Origin of the sequence: Streptomyces harbinensis, assembly GCF_900116145.1 — a bacterium.
Classification (GTDB): Bacteria; Actinomycetota; Actinomycetes; order Streptomycetales; family Streptomycetaceae; genus Streptomyces; species Streptomyces carpaticus.
This window is the reverse complement of record NZ_FPAB01000002.1, coordinates 561,439-585,114: the sequence shown is the minus strand read 5'-3', so window position 1 is coordinate 585,114 and position 23,676 is coordinate 561,439. Positions and strand designations below refer to the sequence as shown.

Below are 23,676 nucleotides of genomic sequence, written 5' to 3'. Positions count from 1 at the left end.
GGCGCGTGCACCCACCCGAGATCCGGATCCGCTTCGCCCCCGAACTCCATCCACTGCTCTCCGCGCGCCGCCGCACGGAAGGGGCGGTGGCGGCCGTGGACGGGGTGTCCACGCTCGGCCATGTGGTGGAGTCCTGCGGCACCCCGCTCACCGAGGTCGGGGCGCTGACCGCCGACGGCCGTCCGGTGGCGTTCTCCTACGTGCCGCGGGGCGGCGAGAGCGTCGAGGTGGCGGCCGTGACCCGCCCGCAGCGGGTGCCGGGCGCCCCGTTGCGCTTCCTGCTGGACGTGCACCTCGGCACCCTCGCCCGCCGGCTGCGGCTGCTGGGCGTGGACGCGGCGTACGAGAGCGAGGACATCGGCGACCCCGCCCTGGCCGCCCGCTCCGCCGCCGAGCGCCGGGTGCTGCTCTCCCGCGACCGGGGCCTGCTGCGCCGCCGGGAGATCTGGGCCGGCGGGTTCGTCTACAGCGACCGGCCCGACGAGCAGCTGCGCGACGTCCTGGGCCGGTTCGCCCCGCCGCTGGCTCCGTGGACCCGGTGCACGGCCTGCAACGGCGAGCTGGAGAGCGTCGGCAAGGACGAGGTGGCCGCCGGTCTCGACGGCGGCACCCGGCGCACCTACGACGTGTTCGCCCGCTGCACGCGCTGCGACCGGGTGTACTGGCGCGGCGCGCACTCCGACCATCTGGAGACCATCGTGGCCGGGGCCCTCGCCGAATTCGGCGACCGCCCCCGCTGAGCCGGGCGCGGGGAGCAGCGCGGCCCGGCGCGGGGCGCGCGTCACCTCCCCGCCGCGGCCCCGCCGGACTCGTACAGTGGGGCGCCCTGTCCCCTTCCGTCAGGACGGTGGTGTCGTGACCGAGGTTCTGCTGCTGGGCGTCGCCCTCGTGCTCACCCTGGCCTGCGGGGTGTTCGTGGCCGCCGAGTTCTCCCTCACCACGGTGGAGCGTTCGGCCCTGGAGGACGCCGTCGAGCGCGGCGTGCCCGGCGCCCCCGGGGCGCTGGCCGCCGTCCGGTCGCTCACCTTCCAGCTCTCCGGCGCGCAACTGGGCATCACCCTCACCAGTCTGGTGATCGGCATGCTCGCCGAGCCGTCCGTCGCCGCCCTGCTGGCCGGCCCGCTGCGCGCGGCCGGGGTGCCCGGCTCCGCGGCCGGCTCCCTCGCGCTCGTCCTGGGCACCGCGGTGTCCACCGTGGTGCTCATGGTCATCGGGGAACTGGTGCCGAAGAACTGGGCGATCTCCTCCCCGCTGCCCGTCGCCCGCCGGGTGGCCCCCCTCCAGCGCGGGTTCTCCTCGCTGTTCCGGCCGTTCATCCGCCATCTCAACAACACCGCCAACCGGGTCCTGCTGCGGCTGGGCCTGGAACCCACCGAGGAGCTGGCCTCCGCCCGCTCCCCGCAGGAACTGGTCGCCATGGCGCGGCACTCCGCCGAGGAGGGCACCCTCGCCGCCGACACCGCCGACCTGTTCGTCCGCTCGATCCAGCTGTCCGGGCTGACGGCGCAATCCATCATGACGCCCCGGGTCCGGGTCGCCGCGCTGGAGACCGACGCCACCCTCCAGGACGTCGCCGACGCCGTCCGCGCCACCGGCCTGTCCCGGTTCCCGGTCTGCGAGGGCGGCCTGGACGCGGTGCGCGGCACGGTACGTCTGAAGGACGTGCTCGCGGTGCCGGACGACCGGTGGGCGGCGACATCGGTGCGCGAACTGCTGCGCGAACCCCTGCTCGTCCCCGACTCCTTCCCCGCCGACCGGCTGCTGGAGGAGCTGACGGACGAACGGCCGATGGCGGTGGTCATCGACGAGTACGGCGGCACCGCCGGGGTGCTCACCTTCGAGGACATCATCGAGGAGATCGTCGGCAGCGTCCGCGACGAGCACGACCCGCGGCAGGCACCCGACCTGCTGCCGCTGGGCCCGGGCGTGTACGAGGCGGACGGGGCGGTGCGCCGCGACCAGCTCCAGGTGATCGGGCTCCAGCTGCCGGAGGGCCCGTACGAGACGCTGGCCGGCTTCATCGCCACCGACCTGGGGCGCATCCCGGCCGCGGGCGACCGGGTGCGGACCGGCGGCTGGGAACTGGCGGCGCTGCGCACCGACCACCACCGGGCGGTCCGGGTCCGGCTCACCGCCCCCGCGCCCGCGCCCGACGCCGAGGAGGCCCGATGATCGCGCTGCAACTGCTGACCGGGCTGCTGATGATCGCCCTGAACGCGTTCTTCGTGTTCGGCGAGTTCTGTCTGATCTCGGTGCGCCGCAGCCAGGTCGAACCGCTCGCCGAGCAGGGCGACCCGCGGGCCCGCCGCGTCCTGGAGGCGCTCCAGCACCTGTCGCTGCTGATGGCCACCGCCCAGCTGGGCATCACCTTGACCACGCTGGTGCTGGGCATCGTCGCCGAGCCGGCGATAGCGCATCTGCTGGAGCCGCCGCTGGACGCAGTGGGCGTGCCGCACGGAGCGGTCCACCCGATCGCGTTCGTGGTGGCGCTGTCGGTGGCCACCTATCTGCACATGCTGCTGGGCGAGATGGTGCCCAAGAACATCGCGCTGGCCACCCCGCTGCGCTGCGCGCTGCTGCTCGGCCCGCCGCTGCTGGCCCTGTCCCGGGCGCTGTCCCCGCTGGTGCGGGCGATCAACGAGCTGGCGAGCGCCCTGCTGCGGCTGCTGCGGGTCACCCCCCGGGACGAGGTGACGGCGGTCTTCTCGGACGAGGAGCTGGACCGGATCGTCACCGACTCGGGCGCGGCCGGGCTGCTGGACGAGCGGGCCACCGGCCGGCTGCGGGACGCGTTGCGGCTGGCGCGGCGGCCGGTGGGCGAGGTGATGCGCCCGCGCGGCGCGGTGGTCACCGCCCGGGTCGGCGTCACCCCGCACGCGCTGGAGGCGCTGTCGGCCCGCACCGGCTACTCGCGCTTCCCGGTGCAGGACGAGCGCGGCACGGTGCTCGGCTACCTGCACGTCAAGGACGCGCTGAACGCCGCCCGCCCCGAAGCCCCGTTCGCGCTGTCGGCGCTGCGGCCGATCGCCCGGGTCGGGGCGGGCACGCCGCTGGACGAGGTGCTGACCGCGATGCGCGGCGGGGCGACCCATCTGGCGGCGGTGATGGGCCCTGACGGGCGGCCCACCGGCGTGGTGACGATGGAGGACGTGCTGCGCGAGCTGGTGGGCACGCCCGGCGCCGCCGGCCGGCCCCGCTAGCATCGGGCGGGTGATTGCCATGGAACCGGAGCGTGCGGGCGGCCGGCCCGTGCGCAGTTTTGTCGCCCTGGGCGACTCGTTCACCGAGGGCATGTCGGACACGCTGCCGGACGGCTCCTACCGGGGCTGGGCGGATCTGCTGGCGGGGCGGCTGGCCGAGCGGGTGCCGGAGTTCCGGTACGCCAATCTGGCGGTGCGCGGCAAGCTGATCGGCCAGATCACCGGCGACCAGGTGCCGGCCGCCGCCGCGATGGGCGCCGATCTGGTCTCGCTGGTCGGCGGGCTCAACGACGTGCTGCGCCCGCGCTGCGATCTGCCCCGGGTGTGCGCGCTGCTGGAGGAGGCGGTCGAGCGGCTGGCCCCCGCCTGCGGCACGCTGGTGCTGATGCGCTCGCCGGGCCGCACCGGGCCCGTCCTGGAGCGGTACCGGGGCCGGATGGAGGAGCTGTACGCGCACATCGACGCGCTGGCGGCCCGGCACCCCGGGGTGGTGGTGGTCGATCTGTACGCCTCGGCGGCGCTGAGCGACCAGCGGATGTGGGCGGACGACCGGCTGCATCTGACCGCGGAGGGCCACCGGCGGGTGGCGGAGGCGGTCTGGCAGCGCCTCGGATACGCGCCGGCCTTCGACTGGGACGCGCCGCTGCCCCCGGCGGCGCCGGTGCGGTTCGCGCGGCGGATCGGGGCGGACGTCCGGTTCGCGCGCGAGCATCTGCTGCCGTGGATCGGGCGGCGGCTGACGGGCCGCTCCTCGGGGGACGGGCGGGCGCCGAAGAGGCCCGAGCTGAGCCCGCCGTAGAATCCGGTGGCGTGACAGACAAGCCCCGCATTCCGAATGTCCTGGCCGGCCGCTACGCCTCGGCGGAGCTGGCCCGGCTGTGGTCCCCCGAGTACAAGGTGGTGCTGGAGCGCCGCCTGTGGCTGGCGGTGCTGCGCGCCCAGCGCGATCTGGGGGTGGCGGTCCCCGAGGAGGCGATCGCCGACTACGAGCGGGTGCTGGAGCGGGTCGACCTGGCGTCGATCGCCGAGCGCGAGCGGGTGACCCGGCACGATGTGAAGGCGCGGATCGAGGAGTTCAACGCGCTGGCCGGGCACGAGCAGATCCACAAGGGCATGACCTCGCGGGATCTGACCGAGAACGTCGAGCAGTTGCAGATCCGGCTGTCGCTGGAGCTGGTGCGCGACCGCACGGTGGCGCTGCTGGACCGGCTCGGCCGGCTGGCCGGCACGTACACCGGTCTGGTGATGGCCGGGCGGTCGCACAACGTGGCGGCGCAGGCCACCACGCTGGGCAAGCGGTTCGCGACCGGCGCGGACGAGCTGCTGGTGGCGTTCGGCCGGGTGGAGGAGCTGCTGGCGCGCTATCCGCTGCGCGGCATCAAGGGCCCGGTCGGCACCTCGCAGGACATGCTGGACCTGCTGGGCGGGGAGCCGGCCCGGCTGGCGGAGCTGGAGGAGCGGATCGCGGGCCACCTCGGCTTCGCGCGGGCGCTGACCTCGGTGGGCCAGGTGTATCCGCGGTCGCTGGACTACGAGGTGGTGTCGGCGCTGGTGCAGCTGGCGGCGGCGCCGTCGTCGCTGGCGAAGACGATCCGGCTGATGGCGGGCCAGGAGCTGGTGACCGAGGGGTTCCAGCCGGGGCAGGTCGGTTCCTCGGCGATGCCGCACAAGATGAACACCCGCTCGTGCGAGCGGGTGAACGGGCTCGCGGTCATCCTGCGCGGCCACGCCTCGATGGTGGGCGAGCTGGCGGGCGACCAGTGGAACGAGGGCGACGTGTCCTGCTCGGTGGTGCGCCGGGTGGCGCTGCCGGACGCGTTCTTCGCGTTCGACGGGCTGGTGGAGACGTTCCTGACCGTGCTGGAGGAGTTCGGGGCGTTCGAGCCGGTGGTGGCCCGGGAGCTGGACCGGTTCCTGCCGTTCCTGGCGACCACGAAGGTGCTGATGGCGGCGGTGCGGGCCGGGGTGGGCCGGGAGACGGCGCACGAGGTGATCAAGGAGCACGCGGTGGCGTCGGCGCTGCGGCTGCGGGAGGGCGCCGAGCGCAACGAGCTGCTGGAGCGGCTGGCGGCCGACGACCGGATCCCGCTGGGCGCGGCCGAGCTGGCCGCCCTGATGGCGGACCGGCTGTCGTTCACCGGCGCGGCCGGGGAGCAGGTGGCCGCCGTGGTGGCAGCGGTCGAGGAGGTGGTGAAGCGGTACCCGAAGGCTGCCGCGTACACGCCGGGGGCGATTCTCTGACCTCGTGGGAGGGCGGGGATCCGTCCCTGCTGCGGAGGATCAATTCCGCGGTGGTGCTGCGGGCGCTGCGCTCGGCCGGCGAGCTGGGCGAGAGCCCGTCGGTGGCCGAGCTGGCGGCGGTCACCGGGCTGTCGCGGCCCACCGTGGAGCAGGTGGTGGAGTCGCTGCTCGGCGCCGGGTACGCGGCCGTGGCGGGTGGTGCGGCGCGGGCGCCCCGGGTGGGGCGCCCGGCCCGCCGGTTCCGGTTCCGGGCGGAGGCCGGTCATCTGCTGGGGGTGGAGATCGGCGCGCTGCGGGTGACGGTGCTGGTGGCCGATCTGGCCGGCCGGCGGGTGGGGTCCGCGGTGCGGACGGTGGCGGCCGACGCGCCGGCCGAGGAGCGGCTGGCGCTGGTGGCCGGGGCGGCGCGGACGGCGCTGATGGCCTCGGGGGTGCCGCCGGACGGGGTGCGGGCGGTCGGGGTGGGCTCGCCGGGGATCATGGCGGCGGACGGTTCGGTGCGGCTGTGCGCGGCGCTGCCGGGGTGGACGGGGCTGCCGCTCGGGGAGCGGCTCGGGTCGGCGCTGGGGGCGCCGGTGCTGGTGGAGAACGACGCGAACGCGGCGGCGGTGGGTGAGCGCTGGCGGGGCGCGGCGGCGGGCTGTGACGATGTGGTGATGGTGCTGGCCGGGCTGTCGCCGGGTGCCGGGTCGCTGATCGGGGGCCGGGTGCACCGGGGGTTCGGCGGGGCGGCCGGGGAGATCGGGGCGTTGCATCTGCTGGGCCGGGGGGCGGCGCCGGAGCGGCTGCTGTCGCCGGACGGGGACCGGCCGCTGGCGGCGCTGGACGAGGCCGCGGTGGGCCGGGTGCTGGAGCGGGCGCGGGGCGGGGAGGCGCGCGCGGGGGCCGCGGTGCAGCGTTATGTGGAGCGGCTGACCCACGATGTGACGGCGCTGGTGCTGGCACTGGACCCGGAGCTGGTGGTGGTGGGCGGCTGGGCGTCGGGTCTTGAGGGGGTGGCGGGGCCGCTGGCGCGGGAGCTGTCCCGGTACTGTCTGCGCACGCCCCGGGTGGCGGTGTCGGAGCTGGGCGCGGAGGCGATCGCGACGGGGGCGCTGCGGCTGGCGCTGGACCGGGTGGAGGCGGAGATGTTCGCGGTGCGTGCGCCGGCCGGCGGCTGAGGGCACGGGCCGGGGGCCGTCCGGTGGTGAGCACGGGCCGGGGCGGGGGCAGGCCGCGCCGGGTGGTCGGCACGGGGCGGGTCAGCCGGAGAGCGGACCGGCCCACCGGTGGCAGGCCGCCCCGGTGGTGAGCGGCCGGTCCGGCCGCCGGGGGCGGGCCGGGTCAGCCGGTGAGCGCGGTGAGGGCCGGCTGGTTGGCGAAGGTGAGCCGGCAGGTGTCGGCCCGGTAGGTGGCCACGGAGGCGGCGGCGGTACGGCCGGCCGTGAGGTAGCGGGTGGTGACCAGCAGGACGGGGGATCCCGGGAGCCGGTCGAGGCGGTGGGCGGTCTCGGCCGTGGCGGCGCCGAGTTCGACGGTGCGGTCCTGGCCGGCCGGCTCGCACTCCTGGAGCAGCCGCAGCAACCGCCGGGCGCGCTCGGGGCCTTCGGCCGGGTCGGCGGGCGCGGGCGGGGAGACGGCGCCGGGTACGTACAGCTCCTCGGTGGCCACCGGGCGGCCATGGGTCGTCAGGGTGCGGTGGATGATCTCCACGGTCGCGCCGGACGGCAGGTCGAGCAGCCGGGCCACGGCGGGCGGCGGCGGCGCGGGCGCGGCGGCGGTGACGGTCCAGGGGTCGCCGGGCCGGCCGGGCCACGCGTGCTGCGAGGGGCTGAGGTCCACCCCGACGCGCGGCGGGGCCACGGTGGTGCCCACGCCCCGGCGGCGCTGGAGGCGGCCCTCCAGCTCCAGCTGTTCCAGCGCCTGGCGCAGCGTGGCCCGGGCGACGCCGTAACGGGCCGCCAGCGCACGTTCGTTGGGCAGGACCTCGCCCACCGAGAACTCGGTGTCCAGCGCTTCGGTGAGCAGCGTGCGCAGGTGCCAGTACTTGGGCTCCGGCTCCCGCCGCCAGTCCCTGGTGTCCACTGCCGCCTCCCCGAACCGCGCGATTATGAAAGGTTGTTGCGTATATGCCCGGACCCTAGGCCGGAGTGCCGACTTGGTCAAGACCAATACACCAGGCACGGTACCGAGGTACCTCGATACAGTCGGGGTATGAAACAGCACGTCACCGTCGTCACCGGAGGCGGCCGGGGCATCGGCGCCGCCATCGCCGTGCGCCTCGCCCGGGCCGGCCACCACGTGGTCATCGGCTACGCACGCGACACCGAGGCCGCCGAGGCCACCGCGGTCCGGGTCCGCGAGGCCGGCGCCCGCGCCCACACCGTCCGTCTCGACACCGCGGAACCCGCACAGGTCGACCGGCTCTTCGACACCGCCGCCGAGACGTTCGGCCCGGTCACCGGGGTGGTGTGCAACGCCGCGATCACCGGACCGCTCGGCCGCTTCACCGAGACCGACCCCGAGGTGATGCGCCGGGTCGTGGAGGTCAATGTGCTGGGCACCCTGTGGTGCGCCCGGCGCGCGGCCCGCGACATGTCCACCCGCCACGGCGGCGCGGGCGGCGCCGTCGTCACCATCTCCTCGGGCGCCGCCACCCTCGGCAGCCCCGGCGAGTACGTCCACTACGCGGCGACCAAGGCCGCCGTGGACACCCTGGCGGTCGGCCTGGCCAAGGAACTGGCCCCGGACGGGGTGCGGGTCAACTCCGTGCAGCCCGGCATGATCCTCACCGACATGCACGCCGCCATGGGCGACCCGCAGCGACCCTGGCGCAAGGCCGACCGGGTGCCGATGGGCCGCCCCGGGGAGCCGGAGGAGGTGGCGGGCGCCGTCGCCTGGCTGCTGTCGGACGAGGCGTCCTACACCACCGGCGCCGTCCTGCGGGTCTCCGGCGGGCTCTGAGACCCGCCGGGGGCGGTGGCCGGGGCCGGTGGTTCAGGCCCCGGCCGGGACCGCCAGGTGCCGCAGCTTGTCCGGGTTCGCCTGGAGATAGACGCGCTGCACCAGCCCGTCCGCGACCTCCAGCTGGAACACCGAGTGCGGTACTCCCCCGCTGGTGATCAGCAACGCCGGACCGCCGTTCAGTTCCACCGGCCGGATCGCGAACTCCGCGGGCGCCCGCCCCGCGATCCCGGTGAAGAACCGGCCGGCCTTGCGCGCGTCCGCGATGACCCGCAGCGGCGCCTTGCCCCGGCCGCCCCCGTCGCCGACCACCTGCACCCCGGTGGCCAGCAGCGCCAGCAGCCCGTCCAGATCGCCCTGGGTGGCCGCCGCGAGGAAACGTTCCGTCAGATCCCGCCGCTGCACCGGGTCCACCGTGAACCGGGGCCGCCGCTCCGCGACATGCTGCCGCGCCCGCCCCGCCAGCTGCCGTACCGCCGCCTCACCGCGCCCCAGCACCTCGGCGATCTCCCGGTACGGAAACCCGAACGCCTCCCGCAGCACGAACACCGCGCGCTCCAGCGGGCTGAGCGATTCCAGCACCACCAGCACCGCCAGCGACACCGACTCCGCGCGCAGCGCCGGCGCCGCCGCGTCCCCCGCCTCCGCGGCGCCGGGCGCACCGGCCGGGACCGTGGCGTACGCGGTGGGCAGCGGCTCCGGCAGCCAGTTGCCCGGATAGGTCTCGCGCGCCTCGCGCAGCCGGTGCAGCCGCTCCACCGCCAGCCGGGTGGTGATCCGCACCAGATAGGCGCGCGGGTGTCGCACCTCCTCGCCCCGGGCACCCGACCAGCGCAGCCAGGTCTCCTGCACGATGTCCTCGGCGTCGGCGACGGCGCCCAGCATGCGGTAGGCCACGCCGAACAGCAGGCCGCGGTGCTCCTCGAAGATCTCCAGCGCGTCCTCTTCCACGCCGGCCAGCATCCCATCCCGGTACGCGGGAAACGCGCGCGCACCGGGTTACGCTCGGAGCATGGCATGGGGGCCCGGCCGAGCGAAGGCCGCATTTACCACCGAAGCATCCTTAACCCCGCGGTCACAGGACGTTCGTGGCCGGGCAACACCGGGGAGGGACAGTGGTTCCATGGCTGACTCCTCACTTCAGCGCACCATCGTCCGGTCGGTGGACCCGGTGGGGCCCGGCGACCTCGCCGCCGCGCTGGAGATGCACGCCCGCTGCTCGCCCGCCACCCTGCGCGAGCGCTACCACGGGGTGGCCGACCGGGCGGAGGCCGACCGGCTGCTGCCGCACCTGCTCAGCCACCGGTTCGGGCACAGCGTGGCCGCCCGCGACCGGGACGGCGCGCTGGCCGGACTCGGCCAACTGCTGTGGGACGGCGAGGGCGACGAGGTGGAACTGGCGCTGCTGGTGCCGGACGCCCGCCAGCGGCGCGGCGTCGGCGCCGCCCTGCTGGGCCGGCTGCTCACCGTGGCGACCGGCGCGGGGTTCACCGAGATCTACGCGGTGACCATCCCGGGCGGCAGCGGCGAGCGCGGCGTCCTCGGGCTGCTGCGCGCGGCGGGCCTGACGGTGGGCCGGTACGAGGACGGTGGCGCCGTCGTCCTCTCCGCCCCGCTGGCCTCCCGGCCGCTCCCCACGCCGCTCGGCCCGGCCACCGTACGCTGACCGCACCGCTCTGACCGGCGCAAACAGCAACAACCCCGCACAACGGTAGTGACGGAACGGGGGGTCAGGTACCAGGATGGGGCGCATGTCCGAAGACACCACCAGCCCCGTGCTGCCCCGCGCACTCGCCGACTCCTACGTCGACGCCCTCGTCGAGCTCGACCCCATCACCGGTACCTACCTCGGGGTCGCCGAGAGCGCCGAACGGCTGCCCGACTACTCCCCCGAAGGACACGAGGCCCGCGCGGACCTCGCCCGGCGCACCCTGCGGGAGCTGACCGAGGCGGAGAGCCGCCCCGGCGCGGACAGCGACGCCGAGCGGCGCTGCGCCCGGCTGCTGCGCGAGCGGCTGACCGCCGACCTCGCCGTGCACGAGGCGGACGAGCATCTGCGGGCCGTCAGCAACCTGTTCTCCCCCGTGCACGACGTGCGCAGCGTCTTCTCGCTGATGCCGACCGAGACCGAGGACGACTGGGCGCGGGTGGCGCGCCGGCTGTCCGCCGTCCCCGCCTCGCTGGAGAGCTACCGGGCCGCGCTCGCCGCCGGTCTGGAGCGCGGCCTGCCGGCCGGGCCGCGCCAGGTGACCACGGTCATCGGCCAGTTGGAGGAGTGGATCGCGGACGGCGCGGAGAAGAGCTGGTTCGCGCAGTTCGTGGCGGAGGGCCCCGAGGCGCTGCGCACGGAGCTGACCGAGGGCGCCCGGGCCGCCACGGCGGCGATCACGGACCTGCGCGAGTGGCTGGCCGGTACGTACTCCCCCGGCGTGGCCGGCGCCCCGCAGATCGTGGGCCGCGAGCGCTACGCCCGCTGGGTGCGCTACTGGAACGGCACCGATCTGGACCTGGAGGAGGCGTACGCGTACGGCTGGTCCGAATTCCACCGGCTGAACGCGGAGATGCGAACCGAGGCCGCCAAGATCCTGCCCGGCGCCACCCCGTGGGAGGCGCTGCGCCACCTGGACACCGAGGGCGAGGCCGTCGAGGGGGTCGAGGAGATCCGGGTCTGGCTCCAGGAGCTGATGGACGAGGCCATCGAGGCGCTGGACGGCACCCACTTCGAACTGGCCGACCGCGTCAAGCGCGTGGAGTCGATGATCGCCCCGCCCGGCAGCGCGGCGGCACCGTACTACACCAGCCCGTCGCTGGACTTCTCGCGGCCCGGCCGCACCTGGCTGCCGACCATGGGCGAGACCCGTTTCCCGGTGTACGACCTGGTCTCCACCTGGTACCACGAGGGCGTCCCCGGCCACCACCTCCAGCTGGCGCAGTGGGCGCACGTCGCCGACCAGCTGTCGCGCTACCAGACCACGGTGGGCATGGTGTCGGCGAACGCCGAGGGCTGGGCGCTGTACGCCGAGCGGCTGATGGACGAACTGGGCTTCCTGAACAACGCCGAGCGGCGGCTCGGTTACCTGGACTGCCAGATGATGCGCGCGGTGCGGGTGATCATCGACATCGGCATGCACCTGGAGCTGGAGATCCCGGCGGACTCGCCGTTCCACCCGGGCGAGCGGTGGACGCCGGAGCTGGCGCAGGAGTTCTTCGGGCAGCACAGCGGGCGCCCGGCGGACTTCGTGGAGAGCGAGCTGGTGCGCTACCTGGGCATGCCCGGGCAGGCGATCGGCTACAAGCTGGGCGAACGCGCCTGGCTGCGCGGGCGCGAGGCGGCCAGGGCGGCGCACGGCGACGCGTTCGACGCCAAGAAGTGGCACATGGCGGCGCTGTCGCAGGGCTCGCTGGGCCTGGACGACCTGGAGGCGGAGCTGTCCGCGCTGTGAGCCGTACGGTGGCGGGGCCGGGCGCCGGGCGCCCGGCCCCCGCCGCTCAGCGGGCGAAGCCGCCCTCGGAGTTGATGACCTCGCCGGTGACCCAGCCGGCGTCGTCACTCGCGAGCCAGGTGATGAGCCGGGCCGCGTCCTCGGGCGTGCCCCACCGGCCGCCGGGGAAGAGCCCGGCGATGACGGCGTGGTGCTCGCCGGTGAGGTAACCGGTGTCGACCGGGCCCGGGTTGACGGCGTTGACGGTGATGCGCCGGGCGGCCAGGTCGGTGGCCAGGCTCCGGGTGATGGAAGCGAGCGCGCCTTTGGACAGGGCGTACGGGATCTGCCCGGGCATGCCGCCGCGCTGATCCTGTCCCGAGGTCATCAGGACGATACGGCCGGGCGGCGCGTCGGGGCCGGCCTGACCGTGCCGGCGGGCGAACGCCTGCACCAGCAGTACGGAGGCCCGGGTGTTGACCCGGTAGTGCCGGTCCAGCATGTCGGCGGTGAGGTCGTCCAGCGGCCCGTCGTGTCCGCTGAGGGCCTGATTGGCGATCAGGATGTCCAGCCGGCCGCCGAGCGCACCGGCCGCCTCCTCGACCAGCGCGGCGGGCACGGCGGGATCGGCGAGATCGCCCGGCCCGTGCGCGACGACGGCGCCGGGCGCGGCCTGATCGCGTACGGCGGCGGCGAGTGCCTCCGGCCCGTCCGGGTCGGCGCCCCAGGGCTGTTCGGCGTCGTGCGGGGTGTGGTGGTGCAGATAGACGCTCGCGCCGAGCGCCGCCAGCCGGCGGGCGGTGGCGAACCCGATGCCGGCCCGCCGGCTGGCGCCGGTGACCAGGGCGGTGCGTCCGCGCAGGGGATGAGGTGCGGTCATGGACCCACCCTGCGATACGCGCCGTCTCGCGTCATCCGGTTTTCTGCACCGTGGACCCCCGGGCGGTCTTGATGACGCGCAGCTGGGTCGGGATCCGGGCGCGCAGGTCCGGCACATGGCTGACGATGCCGACCGCCCGGTCCTGCTCGCGCAGCCCGTCCAGCACGTCGAGCACCTCGTCCAGGGACTGCTCGTCCAGGCTGCCGAACCCCTCGTCGATGAAGAGGGTGTCCAGCCGCTGCCCGCCGGCCTCGGCCGCGACCACGTCGGCGAGGCCGAGGGCGAGCGCGAGGGAGACGAAGAAGGACTCGCCGCCGGAGAGCGTGGCGGTGTCCCGGGCCCGCCCGGTCCAGGCGTCCAGCACCTGGAGGCCGAGCCCCGAACGCCCCCGCGCGGTCTTGCTGTCCGAGTGCGCCAGCTGGTACCGCCCGGCGGACATCCGGTGCAGCCGGCTCCCCGCCGCCTCCGCCACCTGCTCCAGCCGGGCGGCCAGCACATACGTCTCCAGCCGCATCCGGTACCGGTTCTCGGCCGCCGTCCCGGCGGCGAGCCCGGCCAGCCGCGCGATGCGCTCCGCCTCCTCCCGCACCGGCGCCAGGGCCGCCGCCTCGGCGGCCAGGGCGGCGGACAGCGCATCGAGTTCGCGACAGCGCGCCCGGGCGGCGCTGTCGGCGGACGCGGCCTCCCGCAGCCGCACGACGGCCCGCTCCAAAGCGCGCCGGGCGGCGTCCAGCGCCGCCCGGCCGGGAGCGGCATCGGCCGCACCGGACACCGAGGCGGCGAGCCCGGGCCACCGGGCGGCTGCCGGGGAGGGGGGCGGGGACGGGGCCGGGGAGGGGGCCGGGGAGGAGGCGGATGACGGTGCCGAAGAGGGCCAGGAGGAGGCCGAGGACGGGGCGGACGCGCCGCCACGGTCGCCGGGCCACGGCCCGTCCTCCGGCCGGTGGGCGGAGTCCGGGGGCGGGGGCGTGTCGGTGGCGGGGTGCGTTCCAGTGGCCGGGTGCGTGCCCGTGGCCAGGTCCGTGGCCGCGTCCAGGTCCGTGCCCGAGGCCGCGCCTGCGTCCGCGTTCGTGGCCAGGTCCGTGGCCGAGTGCGTGCCCCTGCCGGCCTTCGTGCCCACGTCCAGGTCCGTGCCCAAGGCCGCGCCTGCGTCCGCGTCCGTGCCCGAGTGCGTACCCGCCTCCGCGTACGTGGCCGTGGCCGAGTTCGTGCCCATGGCCGCGTCTGCGTCTGCCTCCGCGTCCAGGTCCGTGCCCGAGGCCTCGTCCGTGCCTCCTCCGCCCGGGAGTTCCCGGCGTGCGCCGGGCACCGCTCCGCTCAGGCCCGCGCGCGGGTCGGGCTCAGCGGAGCCGGACCTCCGGCCCGCCCCCGGCCGCTCCTCGGCCGCCCGCTGCCCGGCAGACCCGCCACCGTCTGCGGCCCCGTCTTCAGCCACTGGGGCGGAAGACGCCCGCGGCGTACCGACACCGGACGGCTCCCACGGCTCGCCTTGTGGCACTTCCCCGGCCCCGGCCCCGGACAACGAGTCCTCCCCCGACGCCCAACGGGCCGACACCGTGCCGAGAGCAGACCCGCCCCGATCCAGCACGGCGGGCCAGGTCCGCCCTTCTGCAGCCGCGCCGCGCTCCGCATCCTGCGAGGCGGGCGGCCGACCGTCGCCCGCACCGTCCCCGCTCCCGGACCGTGGTGCTTCGTACTCACCTGCCACAGAAAGCGCGGCGTCGCCACCCTCAGCGAGGTGTTCTGGACCGTCCTCCCGATCGCCGAACTGTCCCCGCCCCAGCGCATTCTGCGCAGGCACGTCGTGGGCCGCCCCGCCCAGCGACGCCGGAACCATGGCAGGACCCGCAGCACCCCCCGCAACCGACGTCCCCACAACCGCACCGCGCTCCGCCTCCCCCGAGGCCGGCGGCCGACCCGCTCGGCCCTCGGACCGTGGTGCCCGGTGCCCACCGCGCGTCGGAAGGGCGGGCTCGCCACCCGCATCCTGCACGGGACGGCCACCAACGGCGTGCTCCGCGCCGTCCTCTCGCCCGCCGGGCCGTTCACGCCCGAGCGCGTTCTGCACCGGCACATCCCGGACAGCCTCCGGGTCAGGCGCCGCCGGAGCGGTGGTGTCCTGCCGTACGCCCGCCGCCCGTTCGGGTTCCGCGGAGCCGGGAGCCCGGCCCCTGCCCGAGACCCCGCCGGGCGGGAGTGGCCGGCCCGGGTCTCGCCCGCCCGCCGACGTACCGTCCCCGGCCCGCCCGGTGCGCTCCCGGTCACCGCCATCCGCAACCCCCGTCCCCGCCTCTGCCCCCGCCTCGGCCTCGGCGAGGAGCGCGTCGATCGCCGCCGCCTCCGTACGCCAGTGCTCCAGGCGGCGTTCCGCCTCCCGCCGCCGGTCGGCGGACCGCTGTGCCGCGGAGGCCGCCTCCGGGGTGGCGAAACCCGCCCGGCGGGCCGCGTCCGCGACGGCTTCCTCGGCTTCGCGTTCCCGGGCCGCGCTCGTCTCCGCCGCGCGGACGGCCTCGGCGGCCGACGCCAGCCGTCCGGCCAGCTCGGCGAGATCGGCCGCACGCGCCGCCACCGACTCGGCCTCCCCCCGCGCGGCGCGGATCTCGGCCCGCAGCCCCTCGTGCTCGGCCCGCAGCGACTGTGCCTGTCCGGCGCGGGCGGCCATCCGCCGTTCGATGTCCTCGCGTGCCGCCTGCTGTCCGGCATGCCGCCGCTCGGCAGCCGCCAGTTCCTCACCCGCCGGGCCCGCGTCCTCGGCGGCGGCCAGATCGGCCCGCTGGTCCCGTTCGAGCGCGGCCAGCCGGTCGGCCAGCACCTGCGCCGGCTCCGCGCCGGCCGCCGCGTCGGCGGCGGCGTGTGCCTCGCGCAGCCCGGCCAGGGCCGCCAGCGCGCGGTCCCGGTCGTCCGAGGCCGCACGGTGCTTCTCCTCGGCCGCCCGCTCCTCGTCCGGCGAGACGGCGTGCGGGCCGGCGGGCGCGGGACGCGGGTGGGCGGTGGAGCCGCACACGGCGCACGGCTCGCCTTCCCGCAGGGCGGCGGCGAGTTCGGCGGCCATGCCGCGCAGCCGCCGTTCCTTCAGATCCAGCCAGTCCTCGTACGCGGCGCTCGCGTGTTCCCGGGCGCGCAGCGCCTCCTTGGCCGCCTCCTCGATCCGGTCGTCCAGGTCCTGGCGGCGCCGGGCGGCGGCCAGCCGGCGGCCGGTTTCCGCCACGGCCTCCGCCCGGTGTCCGGCCCGGGCCCCAGCCGCTTCCGCCGCCCGCAGCCGCGCCGCGAGGCGATCCCGTTCCGGTGCGAACCGCTCCAGCGCCGCGACGGTGCCGGCCAGCAGCGCGGTGTCCTCGGCATCGGCCCGCTCCAGCGCGGCACACTCGGCGGCCAGCCGGGAGGCCCGCTCCTCGGCCTGCCGCGCCGCGCTCAGCGCGCCGAGCCGACCGCGTACCGTCCGTTCCTCCTCGGCCAGCGTGGCGGCGGACGCCCCGGCGAACGCGGCGGGCAGCTCCGCCCTGGCGAGCCGGGCCGCCACGACAGCGTCCCGATGTTCCTCCGCCGCCCGGTCCCGGAGCCGCAGCGCGGGGGTGACGCTCTCCGCGGCGCGTGCGTCGGCCAGTTCGCGCTCGGTACGTTCGCGTTCCTCCCGCTCCGCCTCCCAGACGGCGGCGCGGGCGCGGGCTTCGGCACGGCGTTCGGCGCGGCGTACCCGGTCCGCCGTCGCGGTGACCTCCCGCTCCGCCCGGGCGTGCGCGGCCTCGGCCGTCCGCAGGGACTGGGCGGCGATGTCGCGCCGCTCGCGGGCGAGACTGCGCAACTGCGCGGCCCAGGACAGCAGATCCTCCTCCGGCTCCCCGGCTCCGGCCGCCTGCCGCAGCCGGTCGGCCAGTGAGCGGAGCCGGTCGTCCCCCTCCCGTACCCCCGCCGTCGCCGCCTGGCGCCGCTCGGCGAGCTGTTGCTCGACGGCCGCGAACCGGCGCGTGTCGAACAGTCGCCCGAGCAGCTTGGCCCGGTCCTCCGCCCCGGCGCGCAGAAAACGGGCGAAGTCGCCCTGCGGGAGCAGCACGACCTGGCAGAACTGTTCCCGGTTCATGCCGAGCAGGCCGGCCAGTTCCTCGCCGATCTCCTGGTGGGAACGGCTGAGCGCCCGCCACCCGCCGTCACCGCCCGGCGCGCGCTCGCGCAACGCGCTGTACGCCCGCTCGAGGGTGAACCCGGTGCCGCGCTTCTTGGGCCTCTCCCGCTCCGGGCGCCGGGTGACCTCCAGCCGTCGCCCGCCGATGGTGAGTTCGAGGACGACCTCGGTCGGCGTTCCCGGATCGGCGTGGTCGCTGCGCAGCCCCCCGGGTGCCTGCTGCCGGGCCCCGGGCACCGAGCCGTACAGCGCGTAGCAGACACCGTCCAGGATGGCGGTCTTGCCGGCGCCCGTCGGCCCGTGCAGCAGGAAGAGCCCGCCGGCCGACAGCGCGTCGAAGTCGATGTGCTGGGTGCCGCCGAACGGGCCGAACGCGGTGAGGGTGAGCCGGTGCAGTCTCATGCGCCGCCCTCCCGGACCCGGGCGGACTCCAGGGCGCGGCGCAACTCGGCGCGTTCGCGCGCGTCGAGGTCCTGACCTGGGCGGACGTGCGCGATGAAGTCCTCGGCGATCCGCTGGTCGTCCCGGCCGCGCAACCGCTCGGCGTAACTGCGGCGGTCCTCGGAGGCGGCGCGCTCGGGCGCGAAGGCCAGGGCGAGCAGGTGCGGGAACCGGGCGGAGAGCCGGGCCATGGGCTCGGCGGGGCGCGCCGGGTCGGTGAGGGTGGCCTCGACCCAGTGCTCGCGGTGCGCTTCCAGCGCCGGATCGGCCAGCAGGTCCTCCAGCCGGCCGGTGATCCGCGCCAGCGGGCGGGGCACGGGGTAGTCGAGCCGTTCGGCGTGCACGGTCCCGGCGGCGTCGAGATCGACCAGCCACATCGACTTGCGGTGGGCGGCCTCGGAGAAGGAGTACGCGAGCGGCGAGCCGGAGTAGCGCACCCGGTCGGTGAGGGTCTGGCAGCCGTGCAGATGGCCGAGTGCGGCGTAGTGCACGCCGTCGAAGAGGGTCACGGGGACGGAGGCGGCGCCACCGGCGGTGATGTCGCGTTCGCTGTCGGAGGTGGCGGCGCCGGTGACGAAGGCGTGCGCGAGCACGACGGCGCGTGTCCCGTCCGGGCGGCCCGCGAGGTCTTCGCGCACCCGGTCCATGGCGGCACCGAGCACGGCGCTGTGCCGGGCGGTCTCGACGGCGAACTCCTCCCGGACGAGTGCGGGTTCGAGGTAGGGCAGCCCGTAGACGGCGACGTCCCCGTACGCGTCGCGCAGCAGGACGGGACGGTCGCAGCCCGCCGGGTCGGTCAGCAGATGGATACCGGCGCCGGCCATGAGCGGGGCGCCGACGCCGAGCCGCCGGGCGGAGTCGTGGTTGCCGGAGATCATGACGGTGGCGACACCGGCCTCGGCGAGCCGCCGCAGCGCGTGATCGAACAACTCCACGGCGGCGAGCGGCGGCACGGCCCGGTCGTAGATGTCCCCGGCCACGAACACGGCATCCACCTCCCGGGCGCGGGCGGTGTCGACGAGATGGTCGAGGAACCGCCGCTGCGCATCGAGCAACGGCACCCGGTGCAGCCCGCGCCCCAGATGCCAGTCGGAGGTGTGCAGAAACCTCACCGAACGCCGCCCTCTTCTCCCTCACCGGCCCACCCGGCGGGGCCGCACTCCGGAGAACAACGCTAAGGGCTCGGACAGGCTCGGCGGCGCGGGGGTGTGTACTACCCGGCCGACGAACTCCCGGCGCCGGTTCGACGGCAACTGCACCATGGCATGCCCCGCCGGGGCGGGTCGCGCCACCCCCGGTGGAACCGGAGGAGCGGAACGGGGCTGCCCGACCGGTGCGCGCGGGCCATCATGGACTCCTGGCTTACGACAGCGGCGGCGAGAAAACAGAACACCAGGACCGGGCGACACACTTCACCGGATCCTGGATCTCCACATGGCGGACGCACGACGGAGAGGAGCCCAGTTGACCCACCGGCCGACACATCGGAGCGGGCATGCGCCGACTGCCCACGACAGGGCTGGACCACGGCGACGAAGCACCGCAGACGCGGAGCCGGCTGCGGTGATGTCCCATCTCCGGCAGGACCTACATGAGACCCCTATGCGAGCTATGCCGGACTCTCAACTAGTAAGTAAAAACCATACCCCCAGGCGATAGAGTCGCAGCTCACGGCCTGTGGTCCCCGCGCATGCGGGGGTGGTCCCAGCTCGTGCAGCGCCATGGTGGCCGGGTCTTCGTGGTCCCCGCGCATGCGGGGGTGTTCCCGCCGAGGCGGGCCTGGGAGCGCTACGGTCCTGCGTTGCGGCGCCTGCACGCGCGGATGTGTGCGGAGGGACGGTTCGAGGTCCGGGCGCACCGGTTCCTGATCGTCGCCGAGCGGACGGGCAGCGACGGCCGCTCCTGACGCCCGTGTCGGTGCGGCACGGGCGTGCCGGTGCGGCACGCCCGGCGGCGCGCAGGCGTCGGGTCCGTACGGCTCCGGGCGGTGTGCCGGGCCGGGCGCGTGAACGGGTCGGCACGCCGGGCGCGGGCGGGTGCGCGTGCGGGTGCCGCGCCCCCGGCCGGTGGGCGGGTGCCCGCACGGCCCCCCGGCTCGCGCGGATGCCGCGCCCCCGGCGGGCCCGGGCGAGCACGCCCGTACCCCGGACCCGCCACGGACGGACGGGCCCCTACGGGGTCCAGCCGCCCAGCCACGTGGTCGGGGTGTGGGCCGCTGCCTGCTGGTCGGTCAGGTGCGGGCGGTTGGTGGTGGGCGGGGCGGAGCCGGGGCCCGTGTTGTGGTACTCGGCGAAGCGGGCGCCCTGCCAGGGGAAGCCGCTCATGTCGGTCCAGGGCGTGGCGCGGACGGCGGCCGAGAGGTGGGTGTCGCGGATGGTCACCTGCGGGTGCAGGGTGGCGTCGCCGCCCGCGTACCAGGGGCGGCCGAGGTAGTACGTGCCGTCGCCGACGTTGCCGGTGATCACCGAGTCGGTGATCAGGAAGCCGGGGAACTGCGCGGCGGTGGACGGCGCGGTGACGTACCCGGCCGAGGTGCCGTCGGGGCGGCGGGTGACCTCGATGACCGAGTCGGTGATGACAGCCGTGGCGCGGCCGAAGATGAAGTCGACGTTCCCGGTGATCAGCGAGTCGCTGATGTGGACGCGGCCCTGCCGGTCCTTGTTCGCGCTGTCCAGCAGGAGGGTGTCCTGGTCGCCGTGGGCGGCGATGTTCGCCAGCACGATGCGGTCGCCCCGGGTGCGCAGCGCCACCGCCTGGTGGTTGGGCTGGTCGGCGTGGGCGAGTTCGTCGAAGTCGTTGGCGAAGGTGAGGTGGCGGGCCTCGAAGTCGTCGGCGTCCGCCATGAAGGTGGCGCTGCCGCTGGTGCCGTACGTGCCGCCGCCGGGCTTCGGTGTGCCGCTGGAGTTGTTGTAGACGATGGTGACGTCGGCGGCCCGGCCGGTGCTGCCGACCAGCCGGATGTGGGGTTTGTTGCTCGGGACCACGACCGTCTCGCGGTAGACGCCGGGTTGGACGGTGATGGTGACGGGGCTGGTGTTCCCCGCAGGTACGGCGTCGATGGCGGCCTGGACGCCGGTGAACGCGGCGCTGCCGTCGGCGGCCACCGTCAGGTGGGTGGGAGCGGGTGCGGTGGCCGCCGCGGGGGTGGTGAGGCCGGCGGTGGCGAGCAGCGCGCCGGCCAGCAACAGGGGTACGGAGAGGGTGCGGGTGCGGGTACGCGAACGCATGGGTCGTCCGTTCTGCGAGCGAGCGAGCGGGTGGGTCGGCGGTGGTGGTGACGCACCCTGGTCGCCGCCGCGCCCCGATGGGTTGCCGCCGCCGGCACCCGCACCCGCACCCGGCCCGCTACGTCCCCGGGCGCAGCGCGGCCAGCTGTTCGGCGAACGGGACGAGGTCCGGCTCGCGCCGGGCCTGGGCCGCGCCGCCCGCCATGAGGGTGGCGAGTTCCCGGCCGGCGCGGTGGATGCGGGCGGGGAGCCGGTCGATCAGCGGGTCGGTGCCGCCGCCCCAGTCCTCGGCCGCCGCGTACACGCCGGTGGGTACGACGGTGGTCCGCAGGTAGCCGAACAGGGGCCGCATCGCGTGGTCGAGCATCAGCGAGTGCCGGGGGCTGCCGCCGGTGGCGGCGATCAGTACCGGGCGGCCGGCGAGCTGGTCGGCTTCGAGCAGGTCGGCGTAGGACTTGAACAGTCCGCTGTAGGAGGCGTTGAAGACGGGCGTGACGGCGATGATGCCGTCCGCGCCGGTGGTGGCGTCCAGTGCCTCGCGCAGCGCCGGTCCTGGGAAGCCGGTGGCGAGGTGCTGGGCGATGTCGCCGGCCAGTTCGCGGAGTTCGAACACCCGGGTGTCGACGTCGCGTTCCTGCTCGGCGAGGTGTTCCTCGGTGGCGAGGGCCAGCCGGTCGGCCAGCAGCCGGGTGGTGGAGGGCTTGCCGAGGCCGGCCGTGACGACGGTGAGTTTCAGCGCGGTCATCGCTGCGTTCCTTCCTTCTGCTCCGCGGCGTCGTTCCGCTCCGCGACCCGGGCGGCGTGGGTGGGGCCTTCGGGGACGCCGGCGGCCCGGCGCGCCGCGAACTCCTTCCGCAGGACGGGGAGGACGTCCTCGCCCAGCAGGTCGAGCTGTTCCAGGACGGTCTTCAGCGGCAGTCCGGCGTGGTCGACGAGGAACAGCTGGCGCTGGTAGTCGCCGAAGGTGTCGCGGAAGGCCAGGGTCTTCTCGATGACTTCCTGCGGGCTGCCGACGGTGAGCGGGGTCTGGTCGGTGAACTCCTCCAGCGAGGGGCCGTGGCCGTACACCGGGGCGTTGTCGAAGTAGGGCCGGAACTCGCGGGCGGCGTCCTGGGAGTTGCGGCGCATGAAGAATTGTCCGCCCAGGCCGACCACGGCGCTCTCGCGCGGCCCGTGTCCGTAGTGTTCCCAGCGGTCGCGGTAGAGGTCGATGAGGCGCTGGAAGTGCTCCTTGGGCCAGAAGATGTTGTTGGCGAAGAAGCCGTCGCCGTAGTAGGCGGCCTGTTCGGCGATCTCGGGGCTGCGGATGGAGCCGTGCCAGACGAACGGCGGTACGCCGTCCAGCGGGCGCGGGGTGGAGGTGAAGCCCTGGAGCGGGGTACGGAAGCGGCCTTCCCAGTCGACGACGTCCTCGCGCCACAGCCGGTGCAGCAGCGCGTAGTTCTCGATCGCGAGGGGGATGCCCTGCCGGATGTCCTGGCCGAACCAGGGGTAGACGGGGCCGGTGTTGCCGCGGCCGAGCATGAGGTCGACGCGGCCGTCCGCCAGATGCTGGAGCATCGCGAAGTCCTCGGCGATCTTCACCGGGTCGTTGGTGGTGATGAGGGTGGTGGAGGTGGAGAGGATGAGCCGTTCGGTGCGGGCGGCGATCCAGCCGAGCATGGTGGTGGGCGAGGAGGGGACGAACGGCGGGTTGTGGTGCTCGCCGGTGGCGAAGACGTCCAGGCCGATCTCCTCGGCCTTCAGGGCGATGGTGGTCATCGCCTTGATGCGGTCGTGCTCGCTCGGCGTGGTGCCGTTGGTGGGGTCGGTGGTGACATCACCGACCGTGAAAATGCCGAACTGCATCGTGCCCGCCTCCCATGTTGTTGACTGTTCAACTATATCCTGGGAACGCACCCGCTCCGCCCGCTATTCCCCCGCTCGGGCCGGGCCGAGGCCGTAGGTGTCGCCGCCCAGCGCCAGCCGCGCCTCACCGGCCGTCGCATCCGCCAGCCAGCCCTCGAAGCCCGGCACCTCGTCCGCCGGGACCGCGACCTCGATCGTCACCCCGGCCCCGTACCGCATCTCCCGCACCGCGTGCCCCATCGCGCGCAGCTCATGCTCCAGCCGGCCCGCCCGCTGATGCCCGATCTCGACCGTGGCCAGCCGGTACCGCCGCCGCTCCACCGTCCCCACCGCGTCGAGCGCCGCGCCCACCGCCCCGCCGTACGCGCGGATCAGCCCGCCCGCGCCCAGCTTCACGCCGCCGTAGTACCGGGTCACCACCGCCACCGCGTACCGGATCTCGCGGCGGGTCAGCATCCGCAGCATCGGCACCCCCGCCGTACCGCCCGGCTCGCCGTCGTCGCTGCACTTCTGCACCCCGGCGTCCGCGCCGATCACGTACGCCCAGCAGTGGTGCGTGGCCGTCGGGTGCGCCGCCCGCTCCCGCGCCACCACGGCCGCGGCCTCCTCCTCGGTGCCGGCCGGTGCCAGCGCACACACGAAGCGTGAACGGTTGACCTCGCTCTCGTGCACGCCCCCCGCACCGGCCACCGTCAGATATCCGTCCCGCATCGGGCCAGCCTAGGCCGCGCCCGGGGAATGGCACGGCCGGGGCGGCCGTTGGCACGATCATGGATACCTCAGCGGAAACCGTACGGCGTGTGCTGACCGGAACCGGCGACACCTGGGCGATCGTCGGCCTCTCCGCCAACGAGCGCCGGGCCGCCCACGGCGTGGCCGCCGTCCTCCAGCGCTTCGGCAAGCGGATCGTGCCCGTCCATCCCAAGGCCGAGACGGTGCACGGCGAACGCGGCTACGCCTCGCTCGCCGAGATCCCCTTCCCGGTGGATGTCGTGGACGTCTTCGTGAACAGCTCGCTGGCGGGCGCGGTCGCCGACGAGGCGGTGGCCATCGGCGCCAAGGCGGTCTGGTTCCAGCTCGGCGTGATCGACGAGGCCGCCCGGGACCGTACCCGGGCGGCCGGACTCGATGTGGTGATGGACCGCTGCCCGGCGATCGAGATCCCCCGGCTGCCGGACCGCCCGGAGTGAGCGGGCTCCGCCGGGAGTGAGCGGGCGGCCCGCGGTGCGCGGACGACCCGGAGTGAGCCCGCCGTCGCGCGTGAGCGGGCGGCCCGCGGTGCGCGGACGGCCCGGAGTGAGCCCGCCGTCGCGCGTGAGCGGGCGGCCCGCGATGAGCGGACCGCCCGGCTCCC

At 75.4% G+C, this 23,676-nt stretch carries 19 protein-coding genes; 10 read left to right on the top strand and 9 right to left on the bottom strand.

Going from position 1 to position 23,676, the window contains the following annotated elements:
- Window positions 1-5 precede the first annotated feature (5 nt).
- The 6 genes from BM385_RS06945 (at window position 6) to BM385_RS06920 (ending at window position 6,601) form a co-directional block, all read left to right on the top strand.
- The gene (locus tag BM385_RS06945; protein WP_093842471.1) at window positions 6-740 is read left to right on the top strand and encodes a Mut7-C RNAse domain-containing protein; all 735 of its coding nucleotides are present in this window, start codon (window positions 6-8) and stop codon (window positions 738-740) included.
- Window positions 741-855: 115 nt separating this feature from the next.
- Window positions 856-2,172 (top strand): hemolysin family protein, encoded by a 1,317-nt coding sequence (locus tag BM385_RS06940; RefSeq protein WP_093842470.1) that lies wholly within the window; start codon window positions 856-858, stop codon window positions 2,170-2,172.
- The gene (locus BM385_RS06935) at window positions 2,169-3,200 is read left to right on the top strand and encodes a hemolysin family protein (protein ID WP_019435460.1); all 1,032 of its coding nucleotides are present in this window, start codon (window positions 2,169-2,171) and stop codon (window positions 3,198-3,200) included. Before BM385_RS06940 ends, BM385_RS06935 begins: the two co-directional genes overlap by 4 nt.
- A gap of 19 nt (window positions 3,201-3,219) precedes the next feature.
- Window positions 3,220-3,999 (top strand): SGNH/GDSL hydrolase family protein, encoded by a 780-nt coding sequence (locus BM385_RS06930; RefSeq protein ID WP_019435461.1) that lies wholly within the window; start codon window positions 3,220-3,222, stop codon window positions 3,997-3,999.
- Window positions 4,000-4,010: 11 nt separating this feature from the next.
- Complete coding sequence (purB, locus tag BM385_RS06925) at window positions 4,011-5,441, top strand: adenylosuccinate lyase (RefSeq protein ID WP_093842469.1); 1,431 nt, start codon at window positions 4,011-4,013, stop codon at window positions 5,439-5,441.
- A 50-nt stretch (window positions 5,442-5,491) separates the two neighbouring features.
- Entirely contained in the window at window positions 5,492-6,601 is a 1,110-nt protein-coding gene (locus BM385_RS06920; protein WP_019435463.1) for an ROK family protein, read from the top strand.
- Between the two features lie 163 nt (window positions 6,602-6,764).
- Here the strand turns inward: BM385_RS06920 and BM385_RS06915 are convergent, their stop codons facing one another.
- The gene (locus BM385_RS06915; protein WP_019435464.1) at window positions 6,765-7,505 is read right to left on the bottom strand and encodes a GntR family transcriptional regulator; all 741 of its coding nucleotides are present in this window, start codon (window positions 7,503-7,505) and stop codon (window positions 6,765-6,767) included.
- Between the two features lie 129 nt (window positions 7,506-7,634).
- On the opposite strand from BM385_RS06915, the gene BM385_RS06910 reads away from it, so the two are divergent.
- Entirely contained in the window at window positions 7,635-8,384 is a 750-nt protein-coding gene (locus tag BM385_RS06910; protein ID WP_093842468.1) for a glucose 1-dehydrogenase, read from the top strand.
- Between the two features lie 33 nt (window positions 8,385-8,417).
- On the opposite strand, the gene sigJ is transcribed toward BM385_RS06910, so the two are convergent.
- Window positions 8,418-9,347 carry an RNA polymerase sigma factor SigJ gene (sigJ, locus tag BM385_RS06905; protein WP_093842467.1) on the bottom strand — a complete coding sequence of 310 codons (930 nt, stop codon included), beginning with the start codon at window positions 9,345-9,347 and terminating at the stop codon, window positions 8,418-8,420.
- 160 nt (window positions 9,348-9,507) lie between these two features.
- Between sigJ and BM385_RS06900 the strand changes: the two genes are divergently transcribed.
- Both BM385_RS06900 and BM385_RS06895 read left to right on the top strand, forming a co-directional pair.
- Entirely contained in the window at window positions 9,508-10,050 is a 543-nt protein-coding gene (locus BM385_RS06900) for a GNAT family N-acetyltransferase (protein ID WP_019435467.1), read from the top strand.
- An 85-nt stretch (window positions 10,051-10,135) separates the two neighbouring features.
- Window positions 10,136-11,827, top strand: a complete 1,692-nt coding sequence (locus tag BM385_RS06895; protein WP_019435468.1) for a DUF885 domain-containing protein — start codon at window positions 10,136-10,138, stop codon at window positions 11,825-11,827.
- Window positions 11,828-11,873: 46 nt separating this feature from the next.
- On the opposite strand, the gene BM385_RS06890 is transcribed toward BM385_RS06895, so the two are convergent.
- From BM385_RS06890 to BM385_RS06855, 7 genes are all read right to left on the bottom strand, one after another.
- Window positions 11,874-12,686 (bottom strand): SDR family oxidoreductase, encoded by an 813-nt coding sequence (locus BM385_RS06890; RefSeq protein WP_093842466.1) that lies wholly within the window; start codon window positions 12,684-12,686, stop codon window positions 11,874-11,876.
- 31 nt (window positions 12,687-12,717) lie between these two features.
- The gene (locus BM385_RS28450) at window positions 12,718-17,208 is read right to left on the bottom strand and encodes an AAA family ATPase (RefSeq protein WP_093842465.1); all 4,491 of its coding nucleotides are present in this window, start codon (window positions 17,206-17,208) and stop codon (window positions 12,718-12,720) included.
- Window positions 17,205-18,359 (bottom strand): exonuclease SbcCD subunit D, encoded by a 1,155-nt coding sequence (locus BM385_RS06880; RefSeq protein WP_093842464.1) that lies wholly within the window; start codon window positions 18,357-18,359, stop codon window positions 17,205-17,207. Before BM385_RS06880 ends, BM385_RS28450 begins: the two co-directional genes overlap by 4 nt.
- Before the next feature lie 1,059 nt (window positions 18,360-19,418).
- Window positions 19,419-20,474: a pectinesterase family protein gene (locus BM385_RS06870; RefSeq protein WP_093842462.1), complete on the bottom strand. Its 1,056-nt coding sequence runs from the start codon at window positions 20,472-20,474 to the stop codon at window positions 19,419-19,421.
- Between the two features lie 118 nt (window positions 20,475-20,592).
- Window positions 20,593-21,219, bottom strand: coding sequence for an FMN reductase (locus BM385_RS06865; RefSeq protein ID WP_093842461.1), 627 nt, complete (start codon window positions 21,217-21,219; stop codon window positions 20,593-20,595).
- A complete protein-coding gene (locus BM385_RS06860; RefSeq protein ID WP_093842460.1) occupies window positions 21,216-22,322 on the bottom strand; it encodes an LLM class flavin-dependent oxidoreductase in 1,107 nt (368 codons plus the stop codon). Before BM385_RS06860 ends, BM385_RS06865 begins: the two co-directional genes overlap by 4 nt.
- A 63-nt stretch (window positions 22,323-22,385) precedes the next feature.
- A complete protein-coding gene (locus tag BM385_RS06855; RefSeq protein WP_093842459.1) occupies window positions 22,386-23,033 on the bottom strand; it encodes a YigZ family protein in 648 nt (215 codons plus the stop codon).
- A gap of 59 nt (window positions 23,034-23,092) precedes the next feature.
- On the opposite strand from BM385_RS06855, the gene BM385_RS06850 reads away from it, so the two are divergent.
- Complete coding sequence (locus tag BM385_RS06850) at window positions 23,093-23,512, top strand: CoA-binding protein (protein WP_026047573.1); 420 nt, start codon at window positions 23,093-23,095, stop codon at window positions 23,510-23,512.
- The last annotated feature ends 164 nt before the right edge of the window (window positions 23,513-23,676 follow it).

Coding starts and splice junctions, on each gene's coding strand:
- BM385_RS06895 (WP_019435468.1), top strand. CDS start 10,136: ATGTCCGAAGACACCACCAGCCCCGTGCTGCCCCGCGCACTCGCCGAC.
- BM385_RS06870 (WP_093842462.1), bottom strand. CDS start 20,474: ATGCGTTCGCGTACCCGCACCCGCACCCTCTCCGTACCCCTGTTGCTG.
- BM385_RS06865 (WP_093842461.1), bottom strand. CDS start 21,219: ATGACCGCGCTGAAACTCACCGTCGTCACGGCCGGCCTCGGCAAGCCC.
- BM385_RS06930 (WP_019435461.1), top strand. CDS start 3,220: ATGGAACCGGAGCGTGCGGGCGGCCGGCCCGTGCGCAGTTTTGTCGCC.
- BM385_RS06850 (WP_026047573.1), top strand. CDS start 23,093: ATGGATACCTCAGCGGAAACCGTACGGCGTGTGCTGACCGGAACCGGC.
- BM385_RS06910 (WP_093842468.1), top strand. CDS start 7,635: ATGAAACAGCACGTCACCGTCGTCACCGGAGGCGGCCGGGGCATCGGC.
- BM385_RS06890 (WP_093842466.1), bottom strand. CDS start 12,686: ATGACCGCACCTCATCCCCTGCGCGGACGCACCGCCCTGGTCACCGGC.
- BM385_RS28450 (WP_093842465.1), bottom strand. CDS start 17,208: ATGAGACTGCACCGGCTCACCCTCACCGCGTTCGGCCCGTTCGGCGGC.
- sigJ (WP_093842467.1), bottom strand. CDS start 9,347: ATGCTGGCCGGCGTGGAAGAGGACGCGCTGGAGATCTTCGAGGAGCAC.
- BM385_RS06935 (WP_019435460.1), top strand. CDS start 2,169: ATGATCGCGCTGCAACTGCTGACCGGGCTGCTGATGATCGCCCTGAAC.
- BM385_RS06855 (WP_093842459.1), bottom strand. CDS start 23,033: ATGCGGGACGGATATCTGACGGTGGCCGGTGCGGGGGGCGTGCACGAG.
- BM385_RS06860 (WP_093842460.1), bottom strand. CDS start 22,322: ATGCAGTTCGGCATTTTCACGGTCGGTGATGTCACCACCGACCCCACC.
- BM385_RS06900 (WP_019435467.1), top strand. CDS start 9,508: ATGGCTGACTCCTCACTTCAGCGCACCATCGTCCGGTCGGTGGACCCG.